This is a genomic window from Amycolatopsis sp. NPDC000009 (assembly GCF_055563465.1).
Window position 1 is genome coordinate 365,307 of the sequence record NZ_JBVHDI010000001.1, and the last position, 23,989, is coordinate 389,295.

Annotated in this window: 26 protein-coding genes; 17 read left to right on the plus strand and 9 right to left on the minus strand. The window is 68.5% G+C overall.

Annotated features, from left to right (window positions below):
- Positions 1 to 17: 17 nt before the first annotated feature.
- From rplU to proB, 4 genes are all read left to right on the plus strand, one after another.
- Entirely contained in the window at positions 18 to 332 is a 315-nt protein-coding gene (gene rplU, locus ACZ3HL_RS01850) for a 50S ribosomal protein L21 (RefSeq protein ID WP_005158538.1), read from the plus strand.
- 38 nt (positions 333 to 370) lie between these two features.
- Positions 371 to 628, plus strand: a complete 258-nt coding sequence (gene rpmA, locus ACZ3HL_RS01855; protein WP_007034782.1) for a 50S ribosomal protein L27 — start codon at positions 371 to 373, stop codon at positions 626 to 628.
- Between the two features lie 111 nt (positions 629 to 739).
- Positions 740 to 2,203: a GTPase ObgE gene (gene obgE / locus ACZ3HL_RS01860; protein ID WP_465416398.1), complete on the plus strand. Its 1,464-nt coding sequence runs from the start codon at positions 740 to 742 to the stop codon at positions 2,201 to 2,203.
- On the plus strand, positions 2,200 to 3,309 hold the full coding sequence (gene proB / locus ACZ3HL_RS01865; RefSeq protein WP_465416396.1) for a glutamate 5-kinase: 1,110 nt from the start codon (positions 2,200 to 2,202) through the stop codon (positions 3,307 to 3,309). Before obgE ends, proB begins: the two co-directional genes overlap by 4 nt.
- Here the strand turns inward: proB and ACZ3HL_RS01870 are convergent.
- The 3 genes from ACZ3HL_RS01870 to ACZ3HL_RS01880 all read right to left on the minus strand — a co-directional run bounded on the left by ACZ3HL_RS01870 (position 3,306) and on the right by ACZ3HL_RS01880 (position 5,200).
- Positions 3,306 to 3,992: a hypothetical protein gene (locus ACZ3HL_RS01870; RefSeq protein ID WP_465528154.1), complete on the minus strand. Its 687-nt coding sequence runs from the start codon at positions 3,990 to 3,992 to the stop codon at positions 3,306 to 3,308. The genes proB and ACZ3HL_RS01870 overlap by 4 nt on opposite strands.
- 2 nt (positions 3,993 to 3,994) lie before the next feature.
- Positions 3,995 to 4,486, minus strand: a complete 492-nt coding sequence (locus tag ACZ3HL_RS01875; protein ID WP_465528156.1) for a SigE family RNA polymerase sigma factor — start codon at positions 4,484 to 4,486, stop codon at positions 3,995 to 3,997.
- A 78-nt stretch (positions 4,487 to 4,564) separates the two neighbouring features.
- The gene (locus ACZ3HL_RS01880; RefSeq protein WP_465416390.1) at positions 4,565 to 5,200 is read right to left on the minus strand and encodes a TetR/AcrR family transcriptional regulator; all 636 of its coding nucleotides are present in this window, start codon (positions 5,198 to 5,200) and stop codon (positions 4,565 to 4,567) included.
- A 91-nt stretch (positions 5,201 to 5,291) separates the two neighbouring features.
- Here ACZ3HL_RS01880 and ACZ3HL_RS01885 point away from each other — a divergent pair, with 91 nt between their 5' ends.
- Complete coding sequence (locus ACZ3HL_RS01885; protein ID WP_465416387.1) at positions 5,292 to 6,566, plus strand: FAD-dependent oxidoreductase; 1,275 nt, start codon at positions 5,292 to 5,294, stop codon at positions 6,564 to 6,566.
- Here the strand turns inward: ACZ3HL_RS01885 and argS are convergent.
- The 3 genes from argS to ACZ3HL_RS01900 all read right to left on the minus strand — a co-directional run bounded on the left by argS (position 6,561) and on the right by ACZ3HL_RS01900 (position 11,840).
- Entirely contained in the window at positions 6,561 to 8,285 is a 1,725-nt protein-coding gene (gene argS / locus ACZ3HL_RS01890; RefSeq protein WP_465416384.1) for an arginine--tRNA ligase, read from the minus strand. The genes ACZ3HL_RS01885 and argS overlap by 6 nt on opposite strands.
- A 71-nt stretch (positions 8,286 to 8,356) precedes the next feature.
- Positions 8,357 to 9,643, minus strand: coding sequence for an MFS transporter (locus tag ACZ3HL_RS01895; RefSeq protein WP_465416382.1), 1,287 nt, complete (start codon positions 9,641 to 9,643; stop codon positions 8,357 to 8,359).
- A gap of 91 nt (positions 9,644 to 9,734) precedes the next feature.
- Positions 9,735 to 11,840 carry a RecQ family ATP-dependent DNA helicase gene (locus tag ACZ3HL_RS01900; RefSeq protein ID WP_465528158.1) on the minus strand — a complete coding sequence of 702 codons (2,106 nt, stop codon included), beginning with the start codon at positions 11,838 to 11,840 and terminating at the stop codon, positions 9,735 to 9,737.
- 161 nt (positions 11,841 to 12,001) lie between these two features.
- Here ACZ3HL_RS01900 and nadD point away from each other — a divergent pair, with 161 nt between their 5' ends.
- The 8 genes from nadD to ACZ3HL_RS01940 all read left to right on the plus strand — a co-directional run bounded on the left by nadD (position 12,002) and on the right by ACZ3HL_RS01940 (position 18,438).
- Positions 12,002 to 12,601: a nicotinate-nucleotide adenylyltransferase gene (nadD, locus tag ACZ3HL_RS01905; RefSeq protein WP_465416378.1), complete on the plus strand. Its 600-nt coding sequence runs from the start codon at positions 12,002 to 12,004 to the stop codon at positions 12,599 to 12,601.
- A 55-nt stretch (positions 12,602 to 12,656) separates the two neighbouring features.
- Positions 12,657 to 13,061: a ribosome silencing factor gene (gene rsfS, locus ACZ3HL_RS01910; RefSeq protein WP_016332398.1), complete on the plus strand. Its 405-nt coding sequence runs from the start codon at positions 12,657 to 12,659 to the stop codon at positions 13,059 to 13,061.
- Positions 13,058 to 13,672 (plus strand): histidine phosphatase family protein, encoded by a 615-nt coding sequence (locus ACZ3HL_RS01915; RefSeq protein ID WP_465416376.1) that lies wholly within the window; start codon positions 13,058 to 13,060, stop codon positions 13,670 to 13,672. The genes rsfS and ACZ3HL_RS01915 overlap by 4 nt, the downstream gene beginning before the upstream one ends.
- A 3-nt stretch (positions 13,673 to 13,675) precedes the next feature.
- A complete protein-coding gene (octT, locus tag ACZ3HL_RS01920) occupies positions 13,676 to 14,401 on the plus strand; it encodes a diglucosylglycerate octanoyltransferase (RefSeq protein ID WP_465416373.1) in 726 nt (241 codons plus the stop codon).
- Positions 14,402 to 14,411: 10 nt separating this feature from the next.
- On the plus strand, positions 14,412 to 15,257 hold the full coding sequence (locus ACZ3HL_RS01925; RefSeq protein ID WP_465416371.1) for a DegV family protein: 846 nt from the start codon (positions 14,412 to 14,414) through the stop codon (positions 15,255 to 15,257).
- Between the two features lie 144 nt (positions 15,258 to 15,401).
- On the plus strand, positions 15,402 to 16,124 hold the full coding sequence (locus tag ACZ3HL_RS01930) for a ComEA family DNA-binding protein (RefSeq protein WP_465528160.1): 723 nt from the start codon (positions 15,402 to 15,404) through the stop codon (positions 16,122 to 16,124).
- Complete coding sequence (locus tag ACZ3HL_RS01935; protein ID WP_465528162.1) at positions 16,121 to 17,005, plus strand: ComEC/Rec2 family competence protein; 885 nt, start codon at positions 16,121 to 16,123, stop codon at positions 17,003 to 17,005. The genes ACZ3HL_RS01930 and ACZ3HL_RS01935 overlap by 4 nt, the downstream gene beginning before the upstream one ends.
- Entirely contained in the window at positions 16,954 to 18,438 is a 1,485-nt protein-coding gene (locus ACZ3HL_RS01940) for a recombinase family protein (RefSeq protein ID WP_465528164.1), read from the plus strand. The genes ACZ3HL_RS01935 and ACZ3HL_RS01940 overlap by 52 nt, the downstream gene beginning before the upstream one ends.
- Positions 18,439 to 18,733: 295 nt before the next feature.
- Here the strand turns inward: ACZ3HL_RS01940 and ACZ3HL_RS01945 are convergent, their stop codons facing one another.
- Complete coding sequence (locus tag ACZ3HL_RS01945) at positions 18,734 to 18,892, minus strand: hypothetical protein (protein WP_465528166.1); 159 nt, start codon at positions 18,890 to 18,892, stop codon at positions 18,734 to 18,736.
- A 190-nt stretch (positions 18,893 to 19,082) separates the two neighbouring features.
- Between ACZ3HL_RS01945 and ACZ3HL_RS01950 the strand changes: the two genes are divergently transcribed.
- Together ACZ3HL_RS01950 and ACZ3HL_RS01955 are read left to right on the plus strand one after the other, a co-directional pair.
- The gene (locus tag ACZ3HL_RS01950) at positions 19,083 to 19,616 is read left to right on the plus strand and encodes a hypothetical protein (RefSeq protein WP_465528168.1); all 534 of its coding nucleotides are present in this window, start codon (positions 19,083 to 19,085) and stop codon (positions 19,614 to 19,616) included.
- Positions 19,616 to 21,292, plus strand: a complete 1,677-nt coding sequence (locus ACZ3HL_RS01955; protein ID WP_465528170.1) for a DNA primase family protein — start codon at positions 19,616 to 19,618, stop codon at positions 21,290 to 21,292. Before ACZ3HL_RS01950 ends, ACZ3HL_RS01955 begins: the two co-directional genes overlap by 1 nt.
- 278 nt (positions 21,293 to 21,570) lie before the next feature.
- Here the strand turns inward: ACZ3HL_RS01955 and ACZ3HL_RS01960 are convergent, their stop codons facing one another.
- A complete protein-coding gene (locus ACZ3HL_RS01960) occupies positions 21,571 to 21,843 on the minus strand; it encodes a hypothetical protein (protein WP_465528172.1) in 273 nt (90 codons plus the stop codon).
- A gap of 169 nt (positions 21,844 to 22,012) precedes the next feature.
- Between ACZ3HL_RS01960 and ACZ3HL_RS01965 the strand changes: the two genes are divergently transcribed.
- Entirely contained in the window at positions 22,013 to 22,531 is a 519-nt protein-coding gene (locus ACZ3HL_RS01965) for a hypothetical protein (protein ID WP_465528174.1), read from the plus strand.
- 175 nt (positions 22,532 to 22,706) lie between these two features.
- Positions 22,707 to 23,255 (plus strand): hypothetical protein, encoded by a 549-nt coding sequence (locus tag ACZ3HL_RS01970; protein WP_465528176.1) that lies wholly within the window; start codon positions 22,707 to 22,709, stop codon positions 23,253 to 23,255.
- Here the strand turns inward: ACZ3HL_RS01970 and ACZ3HL_RS01975 are convergent.
- Positions 23,248 to 23,985, minus strand: coding sequence for a hypothetical protein (locus ACZ3HL_RS01975; protein WP_465528177.1), 738 nt, complete (start codon positions 23,983 to 23,985; stop codon positions 23,248 to 23,250). The genes ACZ3HL_RS01970 and ACZ3HL_RS01975 overlap by 8 nt on opposite strands.
- Between the last annotated feature and the right edge of the window lie 4 nt (positions 23,986 to 23,989).

Below are 23,989 nucleotides of genomic sequence, written 5' to 3' on the forward strand. Positions count from 1 at the left end.
GTAAGCAGGAGACTTCCGTGTCGGCGTACGCGATCGTCAAGACTGGCGGCAAGCAGTACAAGGTGGCCGTCGGCGACGTCGTCGAGGTCGAGAAGCTCGAAGGCGAGCCGGGTACCGAGCACACCTTCCCCGCAGTCCTTTTTGTGGACGGTGGCGACGTCACCACGGACGCCGACGCGCTGGCGAAGGTCTCGGTCACCGGCAAGGTCGTCGAGCAGACCAAGGGTCCGAAGATCCGGATCCACAAGTTCAAGAACAAGACCGGCTACCACAAGCGCCAGGGTCACCGGCAGAAGCTGACCCGCGTCGAGGTCACCGGCATCTCCAAGTAGGACTTTCTCCGGATCTTCGTCAGAAAGAGGATTGAGCCATGGCTCACAAGAAGGGTGCGTCCAGCTCCCGCAACGGTCGCGATTCGAACGCGCAGCGACTGGGCGTCAAGCGCTACGGCGGCCAGGAAGTCAACGCGGGCGAGATCTTGATCCGCCAGCGTGGCACCAAGTTCCACCCCGGTGTGAACGTCGGCCGTGGCGGCGACGACACGCTGTTCGCGCTGGCCGCCGGTGCGGTCCAGTTCGGCGAGAAGCGTGGCCGCAAGACGGTCAACATCGTGCCGACCGAAGCCTGAGTTCCGGCTTCGAGTTAGAACCTCTGACGAGGGGTGGGGCCGGAATATCCGGGCCCACCCCTCGTTTGTTTTGTGTATCCCCTTTTCTTCGCGAGTGAATAGAGGCAAGTCATGGCGTCCCGGTTCGTGGACCGAGCGGTGATCCATCTGGCCGCCGGTGACGGTGGGAACGGCTGCGCCTCGGTGCACCGCGAGAAGTTCAAGCCCCTCGGCGGCCCGGACGGCGGCAACGGTGGCAACGGCGGCGACGTGCTGCTGGTCGTCGACCCGAACGTCCACACCCTGCTCGACTTCCACTTCCGCCCGCACGCCCGCGCCGGCAACGGCAAGCTGGGCCAGGGCGGCAACCGCGCCGGCGCGGCGGGGGAGACGCTGGAGATGCGCGTCCCGTCCGGCACCGTCGTGATGACCGAGGACGGCGAGATCCTGGCCGACCTGGTCGGGCCTGGCACCACCTTCGTCGCCGCCCAGGGTGGCCGTGGCGGCCTCGGCAACGCCGCGCTGGCCTCCAAGGCCCGCCGGGCACCCGGATTCGCGCTGCTGGGCGAGCCGGGGGAGGCCCGCGACCTCGTTCTGGAGCTGCGCTCGGTCGCCGACGTGGGTCTGCTGGGCTTCCCGTCCGCGGGCAAGTCGTCGCTGATCTCGGTGCTGTCGGCCGCCAAGCCGAAGATCGCCGATTACCCGTTCACCACCCTGGTGCCGAACCTGGGCGTGATCACCGCCGGCTCGACCGTGTTCACCATGGCCGACGTGCCGGGGCTGATCCCCGGCGCGAGCGAGGGCAAGGGGCTCGGCCTCGACTTCCTGCGCCACATCGAACGCTGCGCGGTGCTGGTGCACGTCGTCGACTGCGCCACCTTCGAGCCCGGCCGCGACCCGCTGTCCGACATCGACGCCCTCGAAGAAGAGCTCGCTCGCTACACCCCGAGCCTCGGCGGCGACCTCGCCGACCGGCCGCGCGTTGTGGTGCTGAACAAGATCGACATCCCGGACGCCGCCGAACTCGCCGAGTTCGTGCGCCCGGAGCTGGAAGCCCGTGGGCTCAGCGTGTTCGAGATCTCCACGGCGTCGAGGCAGGGACTGAAGGAACTGACCTACGCGCTCGCTGCCGTCGTCGAGAAGTACCGCGCCGACCAGCCCGCCCCCGAGCCGGCCAAGGTCGTGCTCCGGCCGATGGCCGTCGACGACGCCGGCTTCACCGTCGAGCTCGACCCGGAGGAGGAAGGCGCGTTCATCATCCGCGGCTCCCGCCCGGAACGGTGGATCCGGCAGACCAACTTCGGCAACGACGAAGCCGTGGGTTACCTCGCGGACCGGCTCAACCGGCTGGGCGTCGAGGAAGTGCTCGCACGCAAGGGCGCCGTACCCGGCAGCCCTGTCACCATCGGCGACGTCCAGTTCGAGTGGGAGCCCTCGACCCCGGCCGGGGTCGCGGTGCACCTGTCGGGCCGGGGCACGGACGTACGGCTGGAGAACACCAGCCGGATCGGTGCCGCCGAGCGCAAGGAAGCCCGCCGGATCCGCCGTGACGGCCCGGACGGCATCGAAGACGAAGACGAGATGGACGACGAGTGAGCTCAACCCGGGTGGCGATCGCCGACGCGAAGCGGGTGGTCGTCAAGGTCGGTTCCTCCGCGCTGACCACCGCCGGCGACGGTCTCGACGTGACCAGGCTGGACGCACTGGTGGACGCGATCGCCGACCGGGTCTCCCGCGGCACACAGATCGTGCTGGTGTCCTCGGGCGCGATCGGTGCGGGGCTCGCGCCGCTCTCGCTCGGCAAACGGCCGCGTGATCTCGCGACCCAGCAGGCCGCGGCCAGTGTCGGCCAGCTCGCGCTGGCGCACGCCTACGCCGAGTCGTTCGGCCGGTTTTCCCTGACGGTGGGCCAGGTTCTGCTGACGTCGGACGACGTCGTGCGCCGCGCGCACTACCGCAACGCGCAGAACACGTTCACCCGGCTGCTGGCCCTCGGCGCGGTCCCGGTGGTCAACGAGAACGACACCGTCGCCACCGAAGAGATCCGCTTCGGCGACAACGACCGGCTGGCCGCGCTGGTGGCTCACCTCATCGGCGCCGACGCGCTCGTCCTGCTGTCCGATGTGGATGGTCTGTACGACGGGGATCCCCGTGACGGTGCGACCCGCAAGATCGCCGAGGTCGCCGGTGAGTCCGATGTGGACGGAATCACGGTCGGCATGTCGAGCTCCGGGCTCGGCACCGGCGGCATGGTCTCGAAGCTCGCCGCCGCCCGTACCGCCGCCGGCGCCGGGATCCCGGTCCTGCTCGCCGCCGCTTCCGAGGCCGCACGCGCCCTGACCACCGCCGAAGTCGGCACGGCGTTCGCCGCCGCCGACTCCCGGCTGTCGGCCCGCCGGTTCTGGCTGGGCTACGCCGCAGGCGCGTCCGGGAAACTGCACCTCGACGACGGCGCGGTCGCGGCCGTCGTCCGCCGCCGCCGCTCGTTGCTGGCCGCCGGGATCACCGGCGTCGACGGTGACTTCCAGGCGGGCGACGTCGTCGACCTGGTCGATGTCCGGCAGCGGACCGTGGCGCGCGGCGTCGTGGCCTTCGACGCCGGCGAACTGCCCGACCTCATCGGCCGCTCCAGTCACGACCTCCCCGCCGAGCAGCGGCGCGAGGTCGTCCACGCGGACGACCTCGTCCCACTGCGCCGCTAGGGCACCAGGCCAGGGGTCAGGGCGATTTCGCGGAGCTGGGCCTCGCTCAGAGGCGGCTGCGCGTTTTCGCCGCCGTCCGTGGAGACCTCCACGATCGCCGTCCCGGTTTGATAGGCGGCCCCGTAGGTGAGGTGGCCGTCGTTCTCCTTGGTCGTCGTCTCCACCAAGGTCCCGCCGTCGATCAGGCTCGCCGAGCACGTCGCCGGTGCCGGATCCAGCCTTCGACAGGCCAGCCCGGCCGAGAGCAATGTCCCGTCGTTGGGCATCACGGCCACGGAAAGCGAACCGTCGCGAACCGGGTGGTTCAGGAGGTAGCCGTTCCCTTTGCCGATCGGAACGGCCTTCAACTCGAAGGGCGTGTCCGAGCCGAGGGTGACCCTGGTCCGGACCGCCGTCTCGATCACGCAGGAAAGCCGGGCCTTCGCCGCTTCAGTCGTTTCCTCTGGCGGCTTCTCGCCGCAAGGTGAGGCCGCGGCCGGCTCTTGCCGGTCGGGAAGCGCGACGAGTGCCGTTCCCGCGGGGAAACCCGCCGCGGCCAACGCGACCACCGCGATCACGGTCGTCAGCCGTCGCCGTCGGGCACGGCGGCCCGCGGCGAGCACGACGTCACCGTTGAGCCCGATCGGCGGCTCGGCTTCGGTCACGTATTCCTTCAGCGCGGAGCGGACGTCCTGGTCTTCCATGACTACTCCTTGCTCGTCTGGGAGGGCAGGGCGGCGCGCAGTGCCTCGATCCCACGGGCGGTCTGGCTCTTGACGGTGCCTTCAGCGACGCCGAGCAGCGAAGCGACTTCGGCGACCGAGAGGTCTTCGAGGAAGCGAAGGACGACCATCGCGCGTTGGCGCGGCGTCAGATCGCTGAGCACCCGTTCGAGGTCGATCCGGTCGTGGCTGTCGTGACCCTGCGGCGCGGCCCGGTCGGGCGGCGTCGAGGTCACCAGTTCCCGGCGGTTCTTTCGCCTTCCATTGAGGAAGAGGTTCAGCAGGATCCGGCGCGCGTAGGCGTCGACGGTGTCCGGCCGGACGCGCCGCCAGCGCCGGTACAACTGGATGAACGTGGCCTGCACCAGGTCCTCGGCGCCGTGCCAGTCGCCGCACATACCGAACGCCAGCCGCCGAAACCGCTGTACACGGGCCGCGAAGTACTCGCTGAAGTCGGCGTCTCTCGCTTGTCCCACCGGCCACCCCCCTCTTCCTCGTGCCCTCTCTAGTCCGGCGGGGGCCCGAAAGGTTCAAGCGACAGCGGGGGACCTTCGCTACCGCTTCCCCGGATCGGCGAGGTGACCGACGAGTCGTGCCAGTTGTTCGCCGTAGGCCTCGGCGAACTCGGCAGACGCGGGATCCTGGCCCGAGACGGCTCGTACGACGCGAGGCAGCGCCACCGCGGCACTGGACGCGGCCATGAAGATCACCAGCAGGAATGCCGGCTCGAGGTCGGCGGGGAAATCCCCTGCGGCTTGACGGGCCCGGACATACTCCACCTGGCGTTGGAGGAAGTCGCGCTGGCCCTCCACGCCGACCGCGTCGGGTGCGCCGTCGGTCAGGTTCTCCCAGAGAACCAGCTTGGCGAGGTCGTGATCCCGGACTCCTGACTGAACGAAGAACCGGACGACCTCCGCGAACGGCTTCTCGTGGTCCGCGGCCGCGACGTAGTCGTCGTACATCGTCGCGGTCAGCGCGTTGTACAACCCTTCCTTGCCGCCGAAGTAGTACGAGATCAGCTGTTTGTTCACACTCGCTTTCGCGGCGATCTCGCTGACGCGTGCCGCGGCGTAACCCTTCGCGCCGAACTCGGCCTTCGCCGCCTCCAAGAGCTGTGCCTTCGTGCGCTCAGGATCGCGCTGGCGTTCGACGGGGGCGCGGCGAGAGCTGCGCGGGGCGGCTTCGGACATGCGGTTCAGCTTAGCCGCTGACTCTTTCAAACATGCAGTTGACTGTATCATCCGTTTGGTTGATAGTTGGAGGCGAGAGAGGGAGGAACTCATGACCACGAGAATCGCGATCATCGGCGGCGGAACAGGCGGACTCTGCCTGGCGCAAGGTCTGCGCAAGGCGGGAATCGACGTGTCCGTTCACGAACGCAGCCGCACCCGGACCGAACGCCTGCAGGGCTATCGCGTGCACATCAACCCGCACGGTTCGGCCGCGCTGCACGAATGCCTGCCGCCCGAACTCTGGCAACGCTTCCTGGAGACCACGGGCACCACGAGCGGACCGTTCACCTTCGTCACGGAGCGGCTGAAGGACCTGATGGTGATCGACAGTGAGCTCACGTCGAGCCCGGATCCCGCGTCGAACCACCACTCGGTCAGCCGGATCAGCCTCCACCAGGTGCTGTCCGACGGGCTCGACGGAGTTCTGCACCACGGCAAGGAGTTCGTCGGCTACCGCCGTGAAGGCGAGGTGGTCGTCTGCGAGTTCGCCGACGGCAGCACCGTCGAGGCCGACTTGGTCATCGGCGCCGACGGGGCCAATTCCCGGGTGCGCAAACAATTTCTTCCCGGAGCCGAGCGAGTGGACACCGGGATCATCGCGATCGCGGGCAAGCACCCGCTGACCGATGAGGTCCGCAAGCGTTTGCCAACCCGGCTGACCGACGGCCCCAGCATGGTGATGCCGCGGACCGGCGCGGGTCTGTTCAGCGCGCCGCACGAGCTGAGCGGCGTCTCGTCGGTCAACGACGAGACCGCCGACCACGACCCCGTCCTGTTCGACAACACCTCGAGTTACGTCATGTGGGCGTTCGCGGCGGACAGCAGGCGATACCCGGGCGACCTGTCCTCGTGGGATGGATCCGCTCTGCGTTCTCTGGTGCTGGACCTGATCGACGGCTGGGCCCCCGCGTTCAAGGAACTGGTCGCCGGCTCGCCCGAGGGGTCGGTGTCAAGGTTGCCGATCTTCACTTCGCAGCCCATCTCTTCCTGGCCGACGAGCAACGTCACCCTGCTCGGTGACGCCATCCACAGCATGACGCCGTTCCGCGGCATCGGGGCGAACACCGCCCTCCGGGACGCGCAACTGTTGTGCCGCAACCTCGTCGAAGCACGGAAGACCGGCGCGGTGCGCTCCGCGGTCGCCGACTACGAGCAACGGATGCGGGACTACGGTTTCGCGGCGGTGCGCGACTCGGAACGCAGCGCCCGCCAGTTCGTGTCGGAGAACCGGGCGGGCCGCACGATGGCACGAGGGATGTTCCGCTTCTTCCAAGCGGTCCCTCCGTTGAAGCGCAAGGTCTTCAGCGACCACGGCGACTCATAGCCGGGCAGGGGTGGAGATGCCGAGCAGGGACAAACCCAGCGTCAGCGTCTTCGACGTGAGCTCGGCCAGCAGGAGACGCGAGTCGCGGACGCCGGGGCCTTCCGCGTTCAGCACCGGGCACTGTTCGTAGAACCGCGTGAACACGACCGCGGTTTCGTACAGGTAGGTGCACAGCTTGTGGGGGAGATGCCCGGCGGTCGCCGCGCCGACCGCTTCGGGGAAGCGGGCCAGTGCGAGTGCCAGCGCCCGTTCCGCGGGATGGCCGAGCAGGATCCGCACACCGGTGAGATCCTGGTCCGCCTTCGCCAGCACGGAACGGATCCGCGCGTTGGCGTACTGCAGGTAGACCGACGTGTTCCCGTTCTTGGAGAGCATCCGGTCCCAGGAGAAGACGTAGTCGCGCTCGCGATCGCCGGAAAGATCGGCGTACTTGAGCGCACCGGTCCCGATGGCCTTGGCGACCTCTTCCCGCGCGTCGGGGGAGAGGTCGCCCCGGCCTTCGATCACTTCGGCGGCGTGGGAGACCGCCTCGGCGAGCAGGTCGGAAAGACGGATCGACTCACCCGCCCGGGTCTTCATGGCACGGCCGTCTTCACCGAGCACCGAGCCGAACGCGATGTGCTCGGCCCGATGCTCCTCGCGGAGCCAACCGGCGGCCCGGCAGACGGCGAACACCATCGCGAAGTGCTGCGCTTGCGGTGCACCGACGACGTAGAGCAGGTCGGTCGCCCCACGTTGTTCCGTCCAGTACCGCAAGGTCGCGAGATCGGTGGCCGCGTAGCCGTATCCACCGTCCCGTTTCCGCACGATGAGCGGTAGCGGATCGCCTTCCCGGTTGCGGAAACCGTCGGGAAAGACGCATACCGCGCCATCGCTGGTCTCGGTCAGCCCGGCTGCGGTCAGGTCGTCCACGACGGCGGCGAGAAACGGGTTGTAGAAGCTCTCGCCGTAGATGTCCCGACCGGTCAGGTCGATGCCGAGGAGTTCGTAGATTTCAGTGAAATGCCGTCTCGACTCGTCGACCAGGCGCCGCCACAACGACAAAGTCTCGTCGTCGCCGCTTTGCAGGAGCACCACACGGTTCCGCGACCGGATCGCGAAGTCGTCGTCGCTTTCGAACTTCGACCGGGCGACCCGGTAGAAGCCGTTGAGATCTCCGATCGTGTACGGATCCGAGGGGCGCTCGTCGAGCAGATGCTCGATCAGCATGCCGAACGGTGTACCCCAGTCACCGAGATGGTTGTGCGGGATGACCTCATGCCCGGCGAACCGCGCCAGCCGCGTGATCGCGTCACCGATGACGGTCGACCGGAGGTGTCCTGCGTGCATTTCCTTCGCCACGTTCGGACTGCTGTAGTCGATGGCGATCCGTCGCGGCCGCGACGTCACCGTTACACCTAGCCGTGGGTCACTGTTGAGCGCCGTCGTCCGCGCTTCCAGCCAGGAGGAGTGCAGCGTGAAGTTCAGGAAGCCCGGCCCCGCGACCTCGGGTGGCTCGGCGAGGTCGGCGACGTCGAGCCTCGCCGCGAGGTCAGCGGCGATCTCCCTCGGTGGCCTGCCGAGCCGCTTGCCGAGACTCATCGCGAGATCGCACTGATAGTCGACCCCGTCCCGTGCGGAGACCCGCACCAGTGCGGACGGAGGCTCGAAGTCGGTGACGTGACGAAGGGCATCCACCACGCGTCGCGCCAATTCCTCGCTTACATCGCCGAACAACACGGTGCCCCTCCTTCGCGCTCGTCGTAGGAGCGCGAGGGTAACCACCTCGCCCCGTCATCGGCGACGGAGTTTCACCGCAGATCGCTGCCCTTGGTCTCCGGCAGGGTGCGGATGACGAAGAACGCGACCACTGCTCCGGCGGCCACGTACCAGAAGAACAGCGTCGACAACCCCGCGTCGGACAGCGCGGTGAGCACCAGGGGAGCGGTCCCGCCGAACAACGCGACGGTCAGGTTGTACCAGGCGCCGATGCCGAGACCGCGCAGTTCAGTGGGGAACAGCTCGCTCATGATTGCGGGCGCGATCGACGTCATCGCCGTGTACAGGCAAAGCCCGACGCAGAACACGACCAGCAGGCCCGGCAGCCCCGGCCGGACCAAAGTGGACAGCGGGACGATGAGGATCGCGGTCGCCGCCGCCCAGACGAGGAGCTGTGGCTTGCGGCCGAAGCGATCCGACAAGGCGCCCATCGGGTATTGGAGCGCGACGAACAACGCCGTCGCGATCGACAACGCGAGGAACACGTCGACGTCGTCGGCCTTGCGGGTCTTGACCGCGAAGGAGGTCAGGGCGCTGAAGAACGTGTAGTAGCAAAGGGTCGACAGCATCGAGAAGCCCACGAGCTGCACGACGGCCCGCGGGTGCTCGCGAAGGGTGGTGCGCAGCGGACGTTCGACCCGGCGCGCCGTCGACTTCCTCTCCTCGAAGATCTCGGTCTCGGCGAGACTGCGCCGGAGCCACAGGCCGATGATGCCGAGAACACCGCCGAGCAGGAACGGGATCCGCCAGCCGTACGCGGTCAGATCCGCTTTGGACATCGTCCGCGCGAGCACGAACCCGAGGATCGAGGCGAGCAGGACGGCGGAACCGGTCGAGATGTAGAAGAAGGCGGAGTACCGGCCGCGACGGGCGGGCGGCGCGATCTCACCGAGGTAGGCCGAAGCGTTGGAGACCTCACCGCCGAGCGAAAGCCCTTGCGCCACCCTGGCCAGCAGCAACAGGATCGGGGCCAGCCAGCCGACCTGGTCGAACGTCGGCAGGAGGCCGATGGCCACCGATCCGCCCGCCATCAGCACGATGGTCAGGATCATCGCCGGCTTCCGGCCCCTGACGTCGGCGAACCGGCCGAGCAACATCCCGCCGAGCGGGCGGAAGAAGAACGCCAGCGCGTAGGTGGCGAAGGTGTTGATCAACGCCAGAGCTTCGTTGCCCTTCGGGAAGAACTCACTGGCGAAGTAGATGCTGAAGGTCGCGTAGATGGTCCAGTCGAACCATTCCAGCGCGTTGCCGACACTGGCGGCGAACAACTTCTTCACCGGGAGCCGATGTCCCAGCCGCTCCGTCGTTGAGTCCGCCATCGGCACCTCCGTACTCGCGCGTGGACGGAACCTTGCCAGAAAGTCCTCGCGCGGGAAAGAACCTGTCGAATGTCGGGATCGGGCTCTTCGGTTACGAGGTACTGGCGAGAGCGAACGGCAGTACCGCACGGGCTCCGGCCTGGCGGAGCAGCCGCGCGGACAGCGTCATCGTCCACCCGGTGTCGATAAGGTCGTCGACCAGCAGGATCGGGCCGTCGGCCGCGGCCACTCGCGCCGACAGGTCGTCGGGGAGGCTGAGGCGTTTCCAGAGATCGGCCAGCCGCTGTGCGCTGTTCGCCTGACGCGGGGGCGGCCCCGCCGAGGCGACGGCGCCCAGGTACTCCAGGCGTCCGATCGACGCCAGCTTCGTCGCCAGGCTGTGGACCAGCTGAGGTCGCGTGGCGGAGGGCACCTCCACCACTGCCACCGGGCGCTCCGTCCACTGCCAGCCCTTGAGTACCTCGATACAGGCTTGGAAGACCGGTTCGGGGAGTTCGGTGTCCGCCGCGGACGGGCCGACGAGTTCGCGCAGCCGCGTGCCCCACCCGACGTCGGTCACCCGGCCGACGACCTGGCCGGTTTCGGCCTGCTCACCCGCCGGAAGCCGCCCGGAGAGCGGGACCTCCAGCCCGGCCATCCCGGTCGGCCACATCTTCCGCGGCGCGACCTCGACCCCCGGACGGCGCAGCCGTTGCCGGGTGGCGTCGACGACGTCGTCGGAAATCGTGGTGTCCCAGTGTTTTCCGGTGCAGTTGTCACAACGTCCGCAGGGGGTGGCTTCGGGATCGTCGAGCTGTTTCCGCAGGAACTCCATGCGGCAGCCGGTGGTCTCCAGGTACGCCAGCATGGCGTTCTGTTCGTTGGTCCGCGCCGCGCTCACCCGCGCGTAGCGTTCCTTGTCGTAGCGCCACTCTTCGCCGGTGCCCTCCCAGCCGCCCTTCACCCGGCGCACGGCGCCGTCGACGTCCAGCACCTTCAGGACCATCTCCAGCCGGGAACGGGAGAGCTCGACGAACGGTTCGAGCGCCGGTGTCGACAGTGGACGGTCCGCGTACGCCAGCGCGTTGAGCACCTGGGTCACCCGGAGTTCGTCCGGGAACGCCAGCGAACCGAAGTACGCCCAGATGTCCTTGTCCTCGTGGCCCGGTAACAGGATCACTTCGGCGCGGTCGACGCCACGCCCGGCACGGCCGACCTGCTGGTAGTACGCGATCGGGGAGGACGGAGCGCCGAGATGGACCACGAAGCCCAGGTCCGGCTTGTCGAAGCCCATGCCCAGCGCCGAAGTCGCCACCAGCGCCTTGACGTTGTTGTTCAGCAGGTCGTCTTCGGCCGCCTGCCGGTCCGCCGGGTCGGTCTTCCCGGTGTAGGCGGCGACCGGATAGCCGCGCTCGGTCAGCAATCCCGCGACGTCGTGCGCGGCGGCGACGGTGAGCGTGTAGATGATGCCGGAGCCCGGCAACTCCGCCAGGTGCTCGGCCAGCCAGGCGAGCCTGGCCTGCGACGTCGGCAGCTTGGCCACCGACAGATGCAGGCTTTCGCGGTCCAGGCTGCCGCGCAGGACGAGGGTGTCGCCCCCGTTGCCGATGCCGAGCTGCTCGGCGACGTCGGTCGCCACGCGGTCGTTCGCGGTCGCGGTGGTGGCGAGTACCGGGACGCCGTCGGGCAGGTCCTTCAGCAGGGTCCGCAACCGCCGGTAGTCCGGCCGGAAGTCGTGGCCCCAGTCCGAGATGCAGTGCGCCTCGTCGACCACGAGCAGGCCGGCGGTCGCGGTCAGCTTCGGCAGGACGGTGTCGCGGAAATCCGGGTTGTTGAGCCGCTCCGGGCTGACCAGGAGGACGTCGACCTCGCCGGCCGCGATCGCCGCCTGGACCTGATCCCACTCCTGCGGGTTCGCGGAGTTCATCGTCGCCGCGTGGATACCCGCCCTCGCCGCCGCGGAGATCTGGTTGCGCATCAGCGCGAGCAGCGGCGAGATGATCACCGTCGGGCCGTTGCCCCGCTCCCGCAGCAACGCGGTGGCCAGGAAGTACACCGCGGACTTCCCCCAGCCGGTGCGCTGCACGACGAGCGCGCGGCGGCGATGCGCGACCAGCGCCTCGATGGCCGTCCACTGGTCGTCACGCAGCCGGGCGCCCTCGCCCGCCAACGACTGGAGGAGGGTCTCGGCGCGGTCCCGGAGAGTCGATGTGTCCACGTCCCCACCTCTACCCCATGCCACCGACGAAGTCGCGATCGGCATGTCGTGAACGGACCGTTCATCCATGGAACGGACTGTAATGTGATCCAGATCACGCCTGGTCGGTGGATCCGGCGACCCGAGCGTGAAGCCTCGCGCGCTGTATAGGCTCACGACCCATGTCACCACGCAGGATCGGGGTCATGGGCGGCACGTTCGACCCCATTCACCACGGGCACCTCGTCGCGGCCAGTGAGGTCCAGTCGCGGTTCGCGCTCGACGAGGTCATCTTCGTGCCCACCGGTCAGCCGTGGCAGAAGTCCGACAGGGTGGTCACCCGTGCCGAGGACCGTTATCTGATGACGGTGATCGCGACGGCGTCCAACCCCGTGTTCTCGGTCAGCCGCGTCGACATCGACCGCGTCGGGCAGACCTACACCGTCGACACCCTGCGCGACCTGCGTGCCGAATACCCGGACGACCAGCTGTTCTTCATCACCGGCGCCGACGCGCTCGAACAGATCCTCACCTGGCGCAACGCCGACGAGCTGTTCGACCTGGCCCATTTCATCGGCGTCACCAGGCCCGGCTACCGCCTCAATTCGCAGCATCTGCCGAGCGGGAAGGTGAGCCTGGTCGAGGTGACCGCGATGGCGATCTCGTCCACGGCGTGCCGCGAGCGCGTCGAAGGCGGGGAGCCCGTCTGGTACCTCGTCCCCGACGGTGTGGTGCGCTACATCGCCAAAAAGGACCTCTATCGGAAAGACCGGGGTTCGTGACCGGGTACCCTCGTCGGGCGCACCCGCGAGTAAAGCCATCTGTTTGAGGAGAACTGTGACAGCCACGTCCGAGGCACGAGAGCTGGCCGTAGCGGCCGCCCATGCGGCGGCGGACAAGAAGGCGAGCGACGTGGTCGTGCTGGACGTGTCCGACCAGCTGGTCATCACCGACGCCTTCGTCATCGCGTCCGCGCCCAACGAGCGCCAGGTCGGCGCCATCGTCGACAACGTCGAGGAGCAGCTCCGGCTCGGCGGGCACAAGCCCGTCCGCCGTGAAGGCGCCCGTGAGGGCCGCTGGGTCCTGCTGGACTACGTCGACGTCGTCATCCACGTCCAGCACCAGGAGGAACGCTCCTTCTACGGTCTCGAGCGGCTCTGGAAGGACTGCCCGCGGATCGAGGTCGCCGGTCTGGAGACACCCGCCGAGGAGGACCCCGCCGACGCGCAAGGCGCCTCGTGAGCCCGCGGCGGCTGGTGCTCTGGCGCCACGGCGAGACCGACTACAACGCGGCAGGCCGGATGCAGGGGCATCTGGACTCCGCGTTGACACCGGTCGGCTGGAACCAGGCCAGGTTCGCCGTACCCGCGCTCGCCCGGTTCTCTCCGGATCTGGTGATCGCCTCGGATCTGCGTCGGGCCACCGACACGGCCACCGTGCTCACTGAGGCCATCGGCGTCCCGTTGCGGATCGACAAGCGCCTCCGGGAAACCCACCTGGGTGAATGGCAGGGCTTCACCGGCCAGCAGGTCGACGAGAAGTACCCGGGGGAACGCGCGCGCTGGCGCGTCGACGCGACCTGGGCACCGCCCGGCGGTGAGTCGCGGGTCGACGTCGCCGAACGCGCGATGGAGGTCGTCGCGGACCTGGACCGGCCCAATTCCGACGCCGGCGACGCGGTACTGCTGGCCACGCACGGCGGCCTGATCATCGCGCTGACCGCGAAACTGCTCGGCCTGCCGGTCCCGTCCTGGCCTTCGCTGGGCGGGATCGCGAACTGCCACTGGGTCGAACTGACCAGGCGTGACGGCAACTGGCGGCTGGCCGCCTACAACGCGGGCATCACCGGCTGATCCATGGCTCCGCGCCTGCTGGTGTTCGGCGATTCCCTCAGCTTCCACGGTCCGGACGGCCCGCACGCCGCCGACGACGCGCGTCTGTGGCCCAACATCGCCGCCGAAGCGCTAGGTGGCGACGCGGACCTCGTCGCCGGGTTCGGCTGGACCGCCCGTGACGCCTGGTGGTCGTTGATCGGTGATCCGCGTGTCTGGGCCGATCTCCATCACGTCGACGCCGTCGTGCTGGCCGTCGGCAGCATGGACACCCTGCCCTCGCCGCTGCCCACCTACCTGCGCACCGGTCTCCGCTACCTGCGGCCCGACCCGCTGCGACGCGTGGTGCGCAAGGCGTATCTGGCCGCTCAGCCGCGGCTCGCGATCGCCCTCCGGGGCCGCCCGGTGGTCTTGCCGTCGAAGCTCACCGTCCAGTATCTCGACACCGCGGTCGGAGCTTTGCGCACGCTGCGACCGGAGCTGCCGATCTTCGGCATGCTGCCCTCCGTGCACCGATCCGACTCGTACGGCCGCGTCCACACCGCCCGCGCCGGTGCCGCCGCCGCCCTCGCCGGCTGGGGCCGTCGCGCAGACGTCCCGCTGCTGGATCTCGAAGCCGTCGTCGGCGAGCATGTGCTGAGCGGACGGGGCAATCCGGACGGAATGCACTGGGGGTGGGAGGGACATGCCGCCGTCGGCACGGAAATGGCCCGCCTGATGGCCCCGGTGCTCCGCCCCGCGGCAACGTAGGCTGACTGCCGTGTCGGTCGCCGTAGTCACGGATTCCACCGCCCACCTGCCGGAAGGCTTCGCCGAACGGAACGGGATCCGGGTGGTCCCGCTGCACGTCCTCGTGGACGGCGTCGTCTTCCTCGACGGCCTCGAAATGGGCCCCGCTGCCCTGGCCGAGGCGCTGGGCAAACGCAGCTTGGTGACGACCTCCCGGCCGACGCCCGCCGAATTCGTCAAGGAGTTCCGGGCCGCGCTGGCCGAGGGGGCGGACGCCGTCGTGTCGGTGCACCTGTCGCGGGAGCTGTCCGGCACCTGGGAGGCCGCGGTGCTCGCGGCCCAGGAGGTCGGGCCGGACAAGGTGCGCGTGGTCGATTCGCGCAGCACCGCGATGGGACTCGGCTTCGCCGCCCTGCGCGCGGCGAGTGCCGCCGCGGACGGGGCGGGCCCCGCCGAGGTGGAGGCCGCCGCGGTCGACGCCGTGGGCCGCTCGGAGACCCTGTTCGCCGTCGAAACCCTCGAATACCTGCGCCGCGGTGGGCGGATCGGCCCGGCGGCCGCCCTGCTCGGCACGGCGCTCGCGGTGAAACCGGTGCTCCACATGTCCGAAGGCCGGATCCAGCCGTTGGAGAAGGTACGGACGATGAATCGCGCGGTGGCGCGGCTGGTCGAACTCGCCGTGAAAGCGGCCGAAGGCGGACTCGCCGACATCGCCGTCCACCATCTGGCTTCCCCGGAGCGCGCCGTCGAACTGGCGAACCGGCTCGAGGAATCCATCAACTGCCCGGACGGGTGCGTGGTCTCGGAGATCGGCGCCGTCATCGGGGCCCACACCGGCCCCGGCGTGCTCGGCGTCGTGATCCAGCGAGCTGGTTGAAAGCCGGCAAGCCTCCCACACCGCACCGACGGAAACCGGTGAACAGGCCTCGGCCGCGGCCGGGTTGTCCACAACACCCCACTTGTCCACAGCCTCGGGATTCACCACTGCCGCCCGCCACTCCCGCTCCGTAGCGTCGTTCACGTGTTCGACCAAACCGCCCGTCCATCGGGACCCTCCGTCAACGCCAGGCTGGCGTGGCTGGCAGCGCAGCTGTCGTCGCCCACCCAGGGCCCGCCCGCGGGCAGGCTCGTCCGCCGCTGGGTGCCCGCCCGGTTCACGGCGGACGGGATCCCGGTGAACCGGCGGTGGTTCGCCGTGGCGGCCGTGCTGATCGCGGTGGCCGTGATCGTGACCGGTGCGATCGCCTTGTTCGGACACCGGCCGGGGGCGGAGACCCCGCCGCCCCTGCCGTCGGCGAAGGCCGCCGGAGACGTCCCCGCCGCGGCGGGCAAGGCGCCTCTGGTGGTCAGTGTCGTCGGCCGGGTTCTGAAACCCGGCCTGGTCAAGGTTCCTCCGGGCGCACGGGTCGCCGATGCCCTCACGGCGGCCGGTGGGGCACAGCCCGGAACGGATCTGACCGGAGTGAATCTGGCCCGGCGGCTCACCGACGGCGAGCAGGTGGCCGTCGGCGTCGCTGTTCCCGCCGCGGCGGGCACAGCGACGCCACCGGGGAAGCTCGACCTGAACTCGGCCACGGCCGAGCAACTCGACACCCTGCCCGGGGTCGGCGAGGTGATGGCGAAACGCATCGTCGACTGGCGGTCCGGGCATGGTGGGTTCACCAGCGTCGAGCAACTCCGTGACGTAGAAGGGATCGGCGAAAGCAAGTTCAAGAAGGTCCGGGAATTGGTGTCCGTCGGATGAACCCGTCCGCCGATCCGTCCGAAGTGGACACCGCGTCGTGGCGAGGGCAGGACTTGCGGCTGGTACCGGCCGCGACGACTGCCTGGCTCGGCACTCTTTCCGGGTTGCTGGGCGGCTGGTGGATCACGATGCTCTGCGGCGCGGCCGCCGTGGTGCTCGCGATCGCCGCCGGTGTCCGCGCCCGCCGGACGGCGTCCCGGTGGGTGGCGGGCCTGGGTGCCCTGGCGGTCGTCGGCGTGCTCACCGCCGGTCCGGTGGCGCTGCGGATCCGGGCCGCCGAGCACGACGACCTCCGTGCCGCCGCCGCACGGGGGAGTGACGTCGCCACGAGGGTGGTGGTCACCGAGCGGCCACGTCCGGTCCGCGGTGCCGGATACGCCGACCGCCGGGCAGGCACCCGCCTGGTGGTCATCGCCGCGACGGTGGACACCGCGGTGACGGGTGAGCGGGTGGTGGATTCGGCCGGCCGGATCCTCCTGCTCGCTCCCGCCGAGGGGTGGACGGACCTGTTGCCCGGGCAGCAGGTCACCGCCTCGGGGCGGCTCGCGCCGTCGAAAGGGGCCGGGCTGACGGTCGCGGTCCTCTCGGTGCGAGGCCCGCCGTCGGCCCTCGGTCCGTCGCCCTGGTGGCAGCGAGCCGCGGAATCGCTGCGCGCCGGGCTCCGGGAGCTGTGCGCCGTACTCCCGGAGGAGGAGGCCGGTCTCGTGCCCGGGCTGGTCGTGGGGGATACGAGCACCCTGTCCCCGAGGGTCGAACGCGAGTTCACGGACTCCGGCATGTCCCACCTGATGGCCGTGAGCGGAGGCATTGTTCGTGCTACACATGCGACATGTCAAGTGACCTCGTGCGCGTCGGCCAATACGGCCGGGCCTCCCACCTGAACGAGCGCAGCGTGGACGACCAACTGGTCGAAAACGACGCGTGGGTCGCGCGGGAGCCCACGTGGCGCACAGTTTGGGTGAAGCGCGACGACGGCCGCAGTGCTTCGAAGTTCGCCACCAAGGCCCGGCCGGGTTGGGAGCAGGCGATGGCGTCGATCGACGCCGGTGAGATCGACGTGCTTCTGTGCTGGGAGCTGAGCCGGGCATCCCGCGATCGCAGGGTCTTCGCCGCATTGTTCGCCAGCTGCGAGGAAAATGGGGTCAAAATCGGCGTCGGCGGCCGGGTCTACGACCTCGCCGACGAAGAGGACGCGTTCCAACTGGACCTCCAGGCGGCCCTTGCTGTGCGGGAGAGCGGGAAAACGCACAAGCGCGTAAAGCGCGGCAGCAGGTCGTCACTCGCATCCGGGCGTCCGACGGGGAAGCCGCCGTTCGGCTATCGCCCGATGCGCGACCCAGAGACCGGCAAGCTGGACTCGTGGGTTGCGGACGAAGTGACAGCGCCGATCGTCGCGGAGATGGCCGAGCGGGCTCTGGACGGGGAGCCTCTCGCGACGATCGCGAAGAGCCTGAACGCGCGCGGCATCCGCACCAGGCCGACGAAGGCCTTCCCCGAGGGAGCCGAGTGGGACGGGATTCGCGTTCGTCGCACAGTGATCAACCCGACGAACGCGGCATTTCGGGTCCACAATAACCAGATCGCGGCAGGCGTAGAGGCTCAGTGGCCGGCCATCCTGGTCCAGGACGACGACCCAGAGAAGGCGCGCGAGAAATCCCGCGAAATGCTCGATCTACTTGTCGCGAAGCTGTGCGACCCGAGTCGGAAAAGCTACGCCGACGGCTCGACGAAACATCTCTTGGTAAATATCGCGCGATGCGGCAAGACACTGGAGGGCGGCGAGATGTGCGGAGCCCGCTGCCGCCGCATCAAGAACCGCCGCACCCCGAGCTATGCCTGTGAACGGGCGTTCTGCGTCGCGCGCGAGCAGGCGCTCGTCGATCACTTCGTCACAGAGGTTGTCCTCGGCCGACTGGAGCGTGAGGACGCCCTGGAGCTGCTCGTGCCAGACGAGAGCGGGCAGGCCAGCGCGGCACGGCAGGAGGCCGCGGTCTTGCAGGCGCGCCTGGAGACGTTTTATAGCCGGGGCGCGCGCGGCGAGATTTCAGACGAGGGTGTCGCTCGCATCGAGAAGGAGTTGATCCCGCTGATCCGGGCCGCTGAACGGCGTGCTGAGCAGCACGCGGCCGCCGCGTCCCCGCTGCTCGCCCAGGTGGCCGGGCCGGGCGCGCGGGACCGGTGGGAGCGGCTGACGGTGCCGCAGCGGCGCGAGGTGGTCCGTGTGCTCGGCGTGCCGGTGATCCTGCCGACGGGGCGTGGAAAATGGCGCGACCCGGCGGCGCTGGACTTCCGCTGGCACCACGAGGCCAGGTAACGATTTCGTCGCGCAAACAAGGGCCGTTCCCGTTGGGAATGGCCCTTTTTCTTGCCCGGGTTCGTAAACGTGCTGGTCAAAATTTTCGAGCCGCTTTCGGGTTGGCTATTGAATAGCCAATTGATTAGCCGTTCTCGGGGCGGCTAGGCTCTGACTAGCGGTAATAGAGGCTTGCGCGCGTTACTGAATCCGCATTAGCGTGGAGTCATCCTCAACCGGCGAACGCGGCCGGGAAACCACCTATTCGAAATGGTGCCTGCTCATGTCTGAAAACGCCAGTAGCGCAGCGCGTGCGTTAGCCCGTCGGCGCTGGGACAACGCCGGGCCGCGAGAACGCCGTGCGCACGGTGCCGCCGTTCAGGACGGCCTCCGCCGCCGGTTTGCCCGCGAGATCGACCCGGAAGGCCTGCTTGACGCCGAGGAACTGGCCGTGCTCGTCGAACAGCGGCGGCACGACCACTACGTCGAGATAGGCCGCAAGGCCGCTGCCGCAGCGTTAAAACGAGCTAAGGCGGGATGACCCAGCTACCCGAAGAAGTCAAGGACCGGCTAGCTGCGCGCATCGCCGAAGTCCTCGCTGCCGCACCGCCCCTCTCGGCGGCGCAAAAAGCAAAACTTGCATCGATCTTGAAGGGTGGCGCCCGGTGACCGACGAAAAGAACGCCGCCCCGGCTCGAATCCGGGGCGGCGTCGGAACTACTAACAGCAGCCGTCGCCAGTTTAGCGCATTGCGCCTTGTCGGTGGACCGCTCGACCAGGAAATTGAGGCCGCCGTGGCACGTCACCCAGCAGGGAAGCAGCGCAGTGAAAACGGGTCTTCGGCGTGCACCGGATGTGTGCGGGAGAGAGAACAGCGCCGTCGCATCATCGGGTTCCACCACGATCGGTGTGCCCGGGGTGTCCTTATCCGGGACACGTTGATCGCGGACTATCGCACGTACGCCCAGCTCGGCTATTACGACTACGAGCGCCCGGTCCTGTCTCACGAGGTCGACGACCTCCTGGCCGAGAACCCCGACCTCACGACAGAAGCCCTCCAAGGCGCGTACCTCGACATGGTCGGCAACGCGAACCGTGCGATGGAATTCGCGTACCGGCTGGCGTGTGGGCAGCGGTTAACCGCGTGGATGCGGGTCTCTGCGCAGCACGGCGACCGGTGGATCGGCGGTGGCGCGTGATGGCTACCCGGGAAGAATGGATCGCCGCCGTCAACGCGGCTAGTTATCCCGAGTACTCGCGGCTCACGAAGCCCGCCGCGCGCATCGACCTCGCCGACCAGCTCGCCCTGCTCGACGTGCTGTGCGTGCCGCTGCGGCGGTTCCTGGAGCACCTGCGCGTCCACGGCGTCCCGGAGGACGCATGGCGGACACTGGCCGCGCTGGCGCACCCAGACCGGGCCGAGGGCCGCTTCGCCGTGGCGAAGAAGTCGCTCGACTCGGGACGTGCGTACACCGACCTCGGCTTGGCCGAACGCGTCGCCGACCAACATTCCGCGGACCTCGCGTGGTGCCGAGGGCTCGGCGGGTGGGTCGGCTGGGACGGCACGCGGTGGCGAACCGGCGACGGCGACCAGGTCGCGCAGGCGGCCGTCATCGCCACCGTCCGCCGCCTCGGCCACGAAGTGACCCGTGCTGAGCGTGAACTCGCTGCTGCGGACGACGAGAAGGCGACGAAGTTGGCGGAAAAGAAGGTCACGGCGGCAGCCAAGTTCGCTCACGCGGCACAGGGCGCCAGCAAGATCAGCGCCGCCGCCACGCTCGCGCGGAGCGAAGGACTCGCCGCCGACCCAAACGACTTCGACCAGCGGGCCGACCTCCTGGCCGTCTCCAACGGCACCCTCGTGCTCGGCGACACCGTCCAGTTCCGCGAACACCGCCGCGCCGACCGCGCCACGCTCGTCGCGCCCACCGAGTACGAACCCGGTGCGCCGTCGATGCAGTGGGACGCCTTCCTCGCGCGCGTCCAACCGGACCCGGAAATGCGGCAGTACCTTCAGAAGCTCGCCGGATACTCCCTCTTCGGCGCGAACGACCGGCGGCTGCTCGTCTTCCTGCTCGGCGACACCTCGACCGGGAAAAGCACGTTCGTCGAAACGATCGGCGCCGTTCTCGGCGACCACGCCGCCGACTTCAAACTCTCGCTGTTCGCGTCCAAACAGGAGGAGTCCGCGCGGCCGGATCTGCTGGAGGCGCTGCCCAAGCGCTTCGTGCATGCAAGCGAAACGTCGAGTCGCTGGAAGATCCACGGTGATGAGATCAAGACCTTGACCGGGCACGACACGCAGCGGGCGCGGGCATTACACAGCTCGGTCTTCGTCTCGCGGAAGCCCGCGTTCACGCCCTGGATCGCAACCAACGCCGCTCCCACCGTCACTGGTGCCGACACCGCGCTCTACCGGCGCATCGTTGTCGTCCCCTTCGACGTGGTCATCCCGCAGGACCGCGAACACGCTGGGCTCGCCGAGAAGATGGTGCGCGACGAAGGCCCGGCCATCCTCGCGTGGCTCGCGCGAGGCTGGGCGCTGTATCGCACCGAAGGACTCGAACCGCCCCTCGCGGCACAGAAAGCCGCCGCCGCCCTCCGCAGCGACCTGAGTGTGCTCGACACGTGGCTGGCCGAGGAGACCGAAGCGGGCGAGGACTACAGCGCCGACGCGGCCGACCTGTGGAGCAGGTACACGTCGTGGGCGCGCGACGCCAAGATCCCCGACGCCGACACCGGTTCCAAGATCGCCTTCGGTAAGGGCCTCAGCGCGCGCGGCTACGGCACCGCGTTCGGCGGCACGAAGAACAAGCGCCGACGGCTACGCACAGGACTGCGGCTCAGCGCCGCCGCCGAGAGCATCGCCATCTGAGAGGTGCACGGGTGCACGGAAGGGTGCACGGGTCTCCACAGGAGACTCGTGCACCCTTTTTGCTGGTCAGAGGGCGCACGAGGGGAAGGTGCACGGGTGCACGGGATTTTGGCGAAAACTACTTCCCCCACGTAATACACACCCCACTCCTTACGCGTTATGTAGAAAAAGCCCGTGCACCCGTGCACCTTCGCGTCGATCTGTGTCCTGAGCTGGGCAAACACGGTGCACGGATAGCTGTCTCAACCCGTGCACAGCCGTGCACAGCCGTGCACCTCCTACGCGCCGCCCTTGTCGAGGTCGTCGACAACCGCGGCCAGGCGACGGAGTGCGTCGGCGGCGTCCACGGCCGGCACCCCGTCTGCTGTGATCTCACCGGAAGGGATGAAGGTGTTCAGGTGGAGTTCCGTGCGGCTGTCGCCGGTGGCGGTCCGATCAACGAGGTAGGACTTGAAGCCGTGCCGTTTCAGTGCGGCTTCGGCCTCTCCATAGCTCACGTTCCGGTCCACTTTGAGGGCGACGCCGACGCTACCGCCGAAAAGTTCGATCATCCCGAGGCTCCCTTGTGGTCACGCATATGTGCACAGTGGTCGTTCTCGCCCGGCCGAGCGTTTCAAGCGCTCGAACAGGGCCGTTGACACTGGCCCCTTGACGTAACCGTCTAAACGAGAACATCGGTTACCCTGATCTTGCGATGTTCGTGCAGGTCAGGAGGTCACGATGTCCGAGTTGATGGAGTTGCTGGACCACGTCGTCGCCCGCCAGGCGGTGACCTCCCGGCCGGGTGCGATCCCGACGAAGGGCGGCTTCGGCTCGGCACCGCCGATCGACCTGGACGCGCTGGCGCTGCGCGACGCGCTCGTCGGGGCGGCCGGTTCGGAGTATGTCGACTTGGTGGCGGCAGCCATGGCGCGGATCGAGCGGCCGTTGCGTGTGCCGCTCGGCCTCTGCGAGTGCGGTGTGCCGGTCGCGTGCGAGTTCGACCGCGTGGCCGCGCAGTGCGGCGGCTGCGGCGAGTGGATGAACCGTGCGGAATCTGTTGCTGCTGCTCGGGAGTACGTCGAGACCACGTGGCTCACGCCCGCCGAGATCGAGCGGGAGACGCGTACCTGGGGTACCCCGGTGTCGGCTGGCCGCGTGCGGGTTTGGCGGCACCGGGGGCGAATCGGCGCCGATGAGTACGGACGCTATCGGCTCGTGGACGTCCTGGCGTTGATCGACGAGGTGGGCGCTTCCTAATGCGACCGAAGTTGCTTTAGTGGAGTCGATCGCGTACGTTACAAAGCAGGCACCGTCGTGCCCGAAGATCCCAGTTGCTCGCTCGGGGGTTGCTGGAACGGCGAGACGACGGCCCGAGAAAGCCCCCGAACGCGTCGGTGTTCGGGGGTTCCTTCTTGTCCAGGAGGTGATCGCGATGCCGAGCGGCGGAACGAATCACCAAGCCTCGGGTGCTGTCGCAGCACATGCCGAACGCCAGGTGCGTGCCTTCGAGTTGTCGCTGGAAGGTCACAGCCTGCGCGCCGTCGCGGCGATCATGACCGCCGAGGGTGAGCGGGTCTCGCACGAGACTGTGCGGAAGTTGATCGAACTGGAGGCCGCCGAACGCGTCGGCCCCGTCGCGGAGCAGTACCGCACGATCCTGATCGAGCGCACGAACGCGCTGCGCCTCAAGGTCGGCGAGTTGCTCAACGTCGACCCGGCCCCGGTCACCGCGGGCAAAGACGGCGACGTCGTCCGCGACCCCGAGACCGGGGAGTTCGTCCGGGACTACGGGCTCCGCTTGTCCACCGTGGACCGGCTGATCAAGCTCGACGAGCGGCTGGCCAAGCTCACCGGTGCCGATGCGCCGCAGAAGGTCGAGGGCAACCTCAACGCCGTTGTGACCGAAGTGCCGGCCGACGTGGCCGAGCTGCTGCGGCAGGCGCGGGAGCGGAACGAGGCCCGGCGCGGTGAGATCAGTTGAGGCTGGGTAAAAAGCCACTGTCATTCGGAGTTGTCTCGTGGTGAAGCCTGCCGTCCGGCTCGCGAACCCAGCGGACCCTGTTGGCGTCAGTGAAAGTGAACGTGATCGAAGCCGCGTTGATAAGCATCAACATGGCCGCGTCGACGTAGCGCTCATCAAGCAAGATCGGCGTGATGCCTGCGGGCATGTCGTCCAACCCATCACGAGTCAGCTGGGCTCGGAGTAGGTCCCGCTCCCTGAACAGTGCGGCCAGCAGGATTTCGTTGAAGGTCCGAGGGTCGCGTGCAAAGTTCTCCGGGGTAGTGGTTGGCCGCAGCATCAACTGGGCGTCGATGTACGGGGCTGGGCCGTGGGGGAACGTCACCGTCGCCTCAGCCTGGTAGATCGGCATGCCGCCGCCGTTGATGTACTTCAGAACGAACTCGGGTCTTGACGTTGGATCCGTTCGGCCCGGAAAGTCGGGTACCTGTTCGACCCAGAGCGCGACTTTGAGCGCCAGTTCACGTTCTTCCTTCTCCTTGGCTTCTCGATCACTTCGCCGCCAGCCCTCGACTGCGATCCATACGGCGACGGCAGCAGCTCCGATCGAGCCGATGCCGCCAATCCACTGGCCCCAGGCGGACCACCAGTCGGCGCCTTGGTTCAGCACGACACTCATGATGATCAACAAGATGAACGCGAGCGCGAGCACGCCGCCGAGGTAGCGCACATCGACCTTTCCGAACTTCATGCCG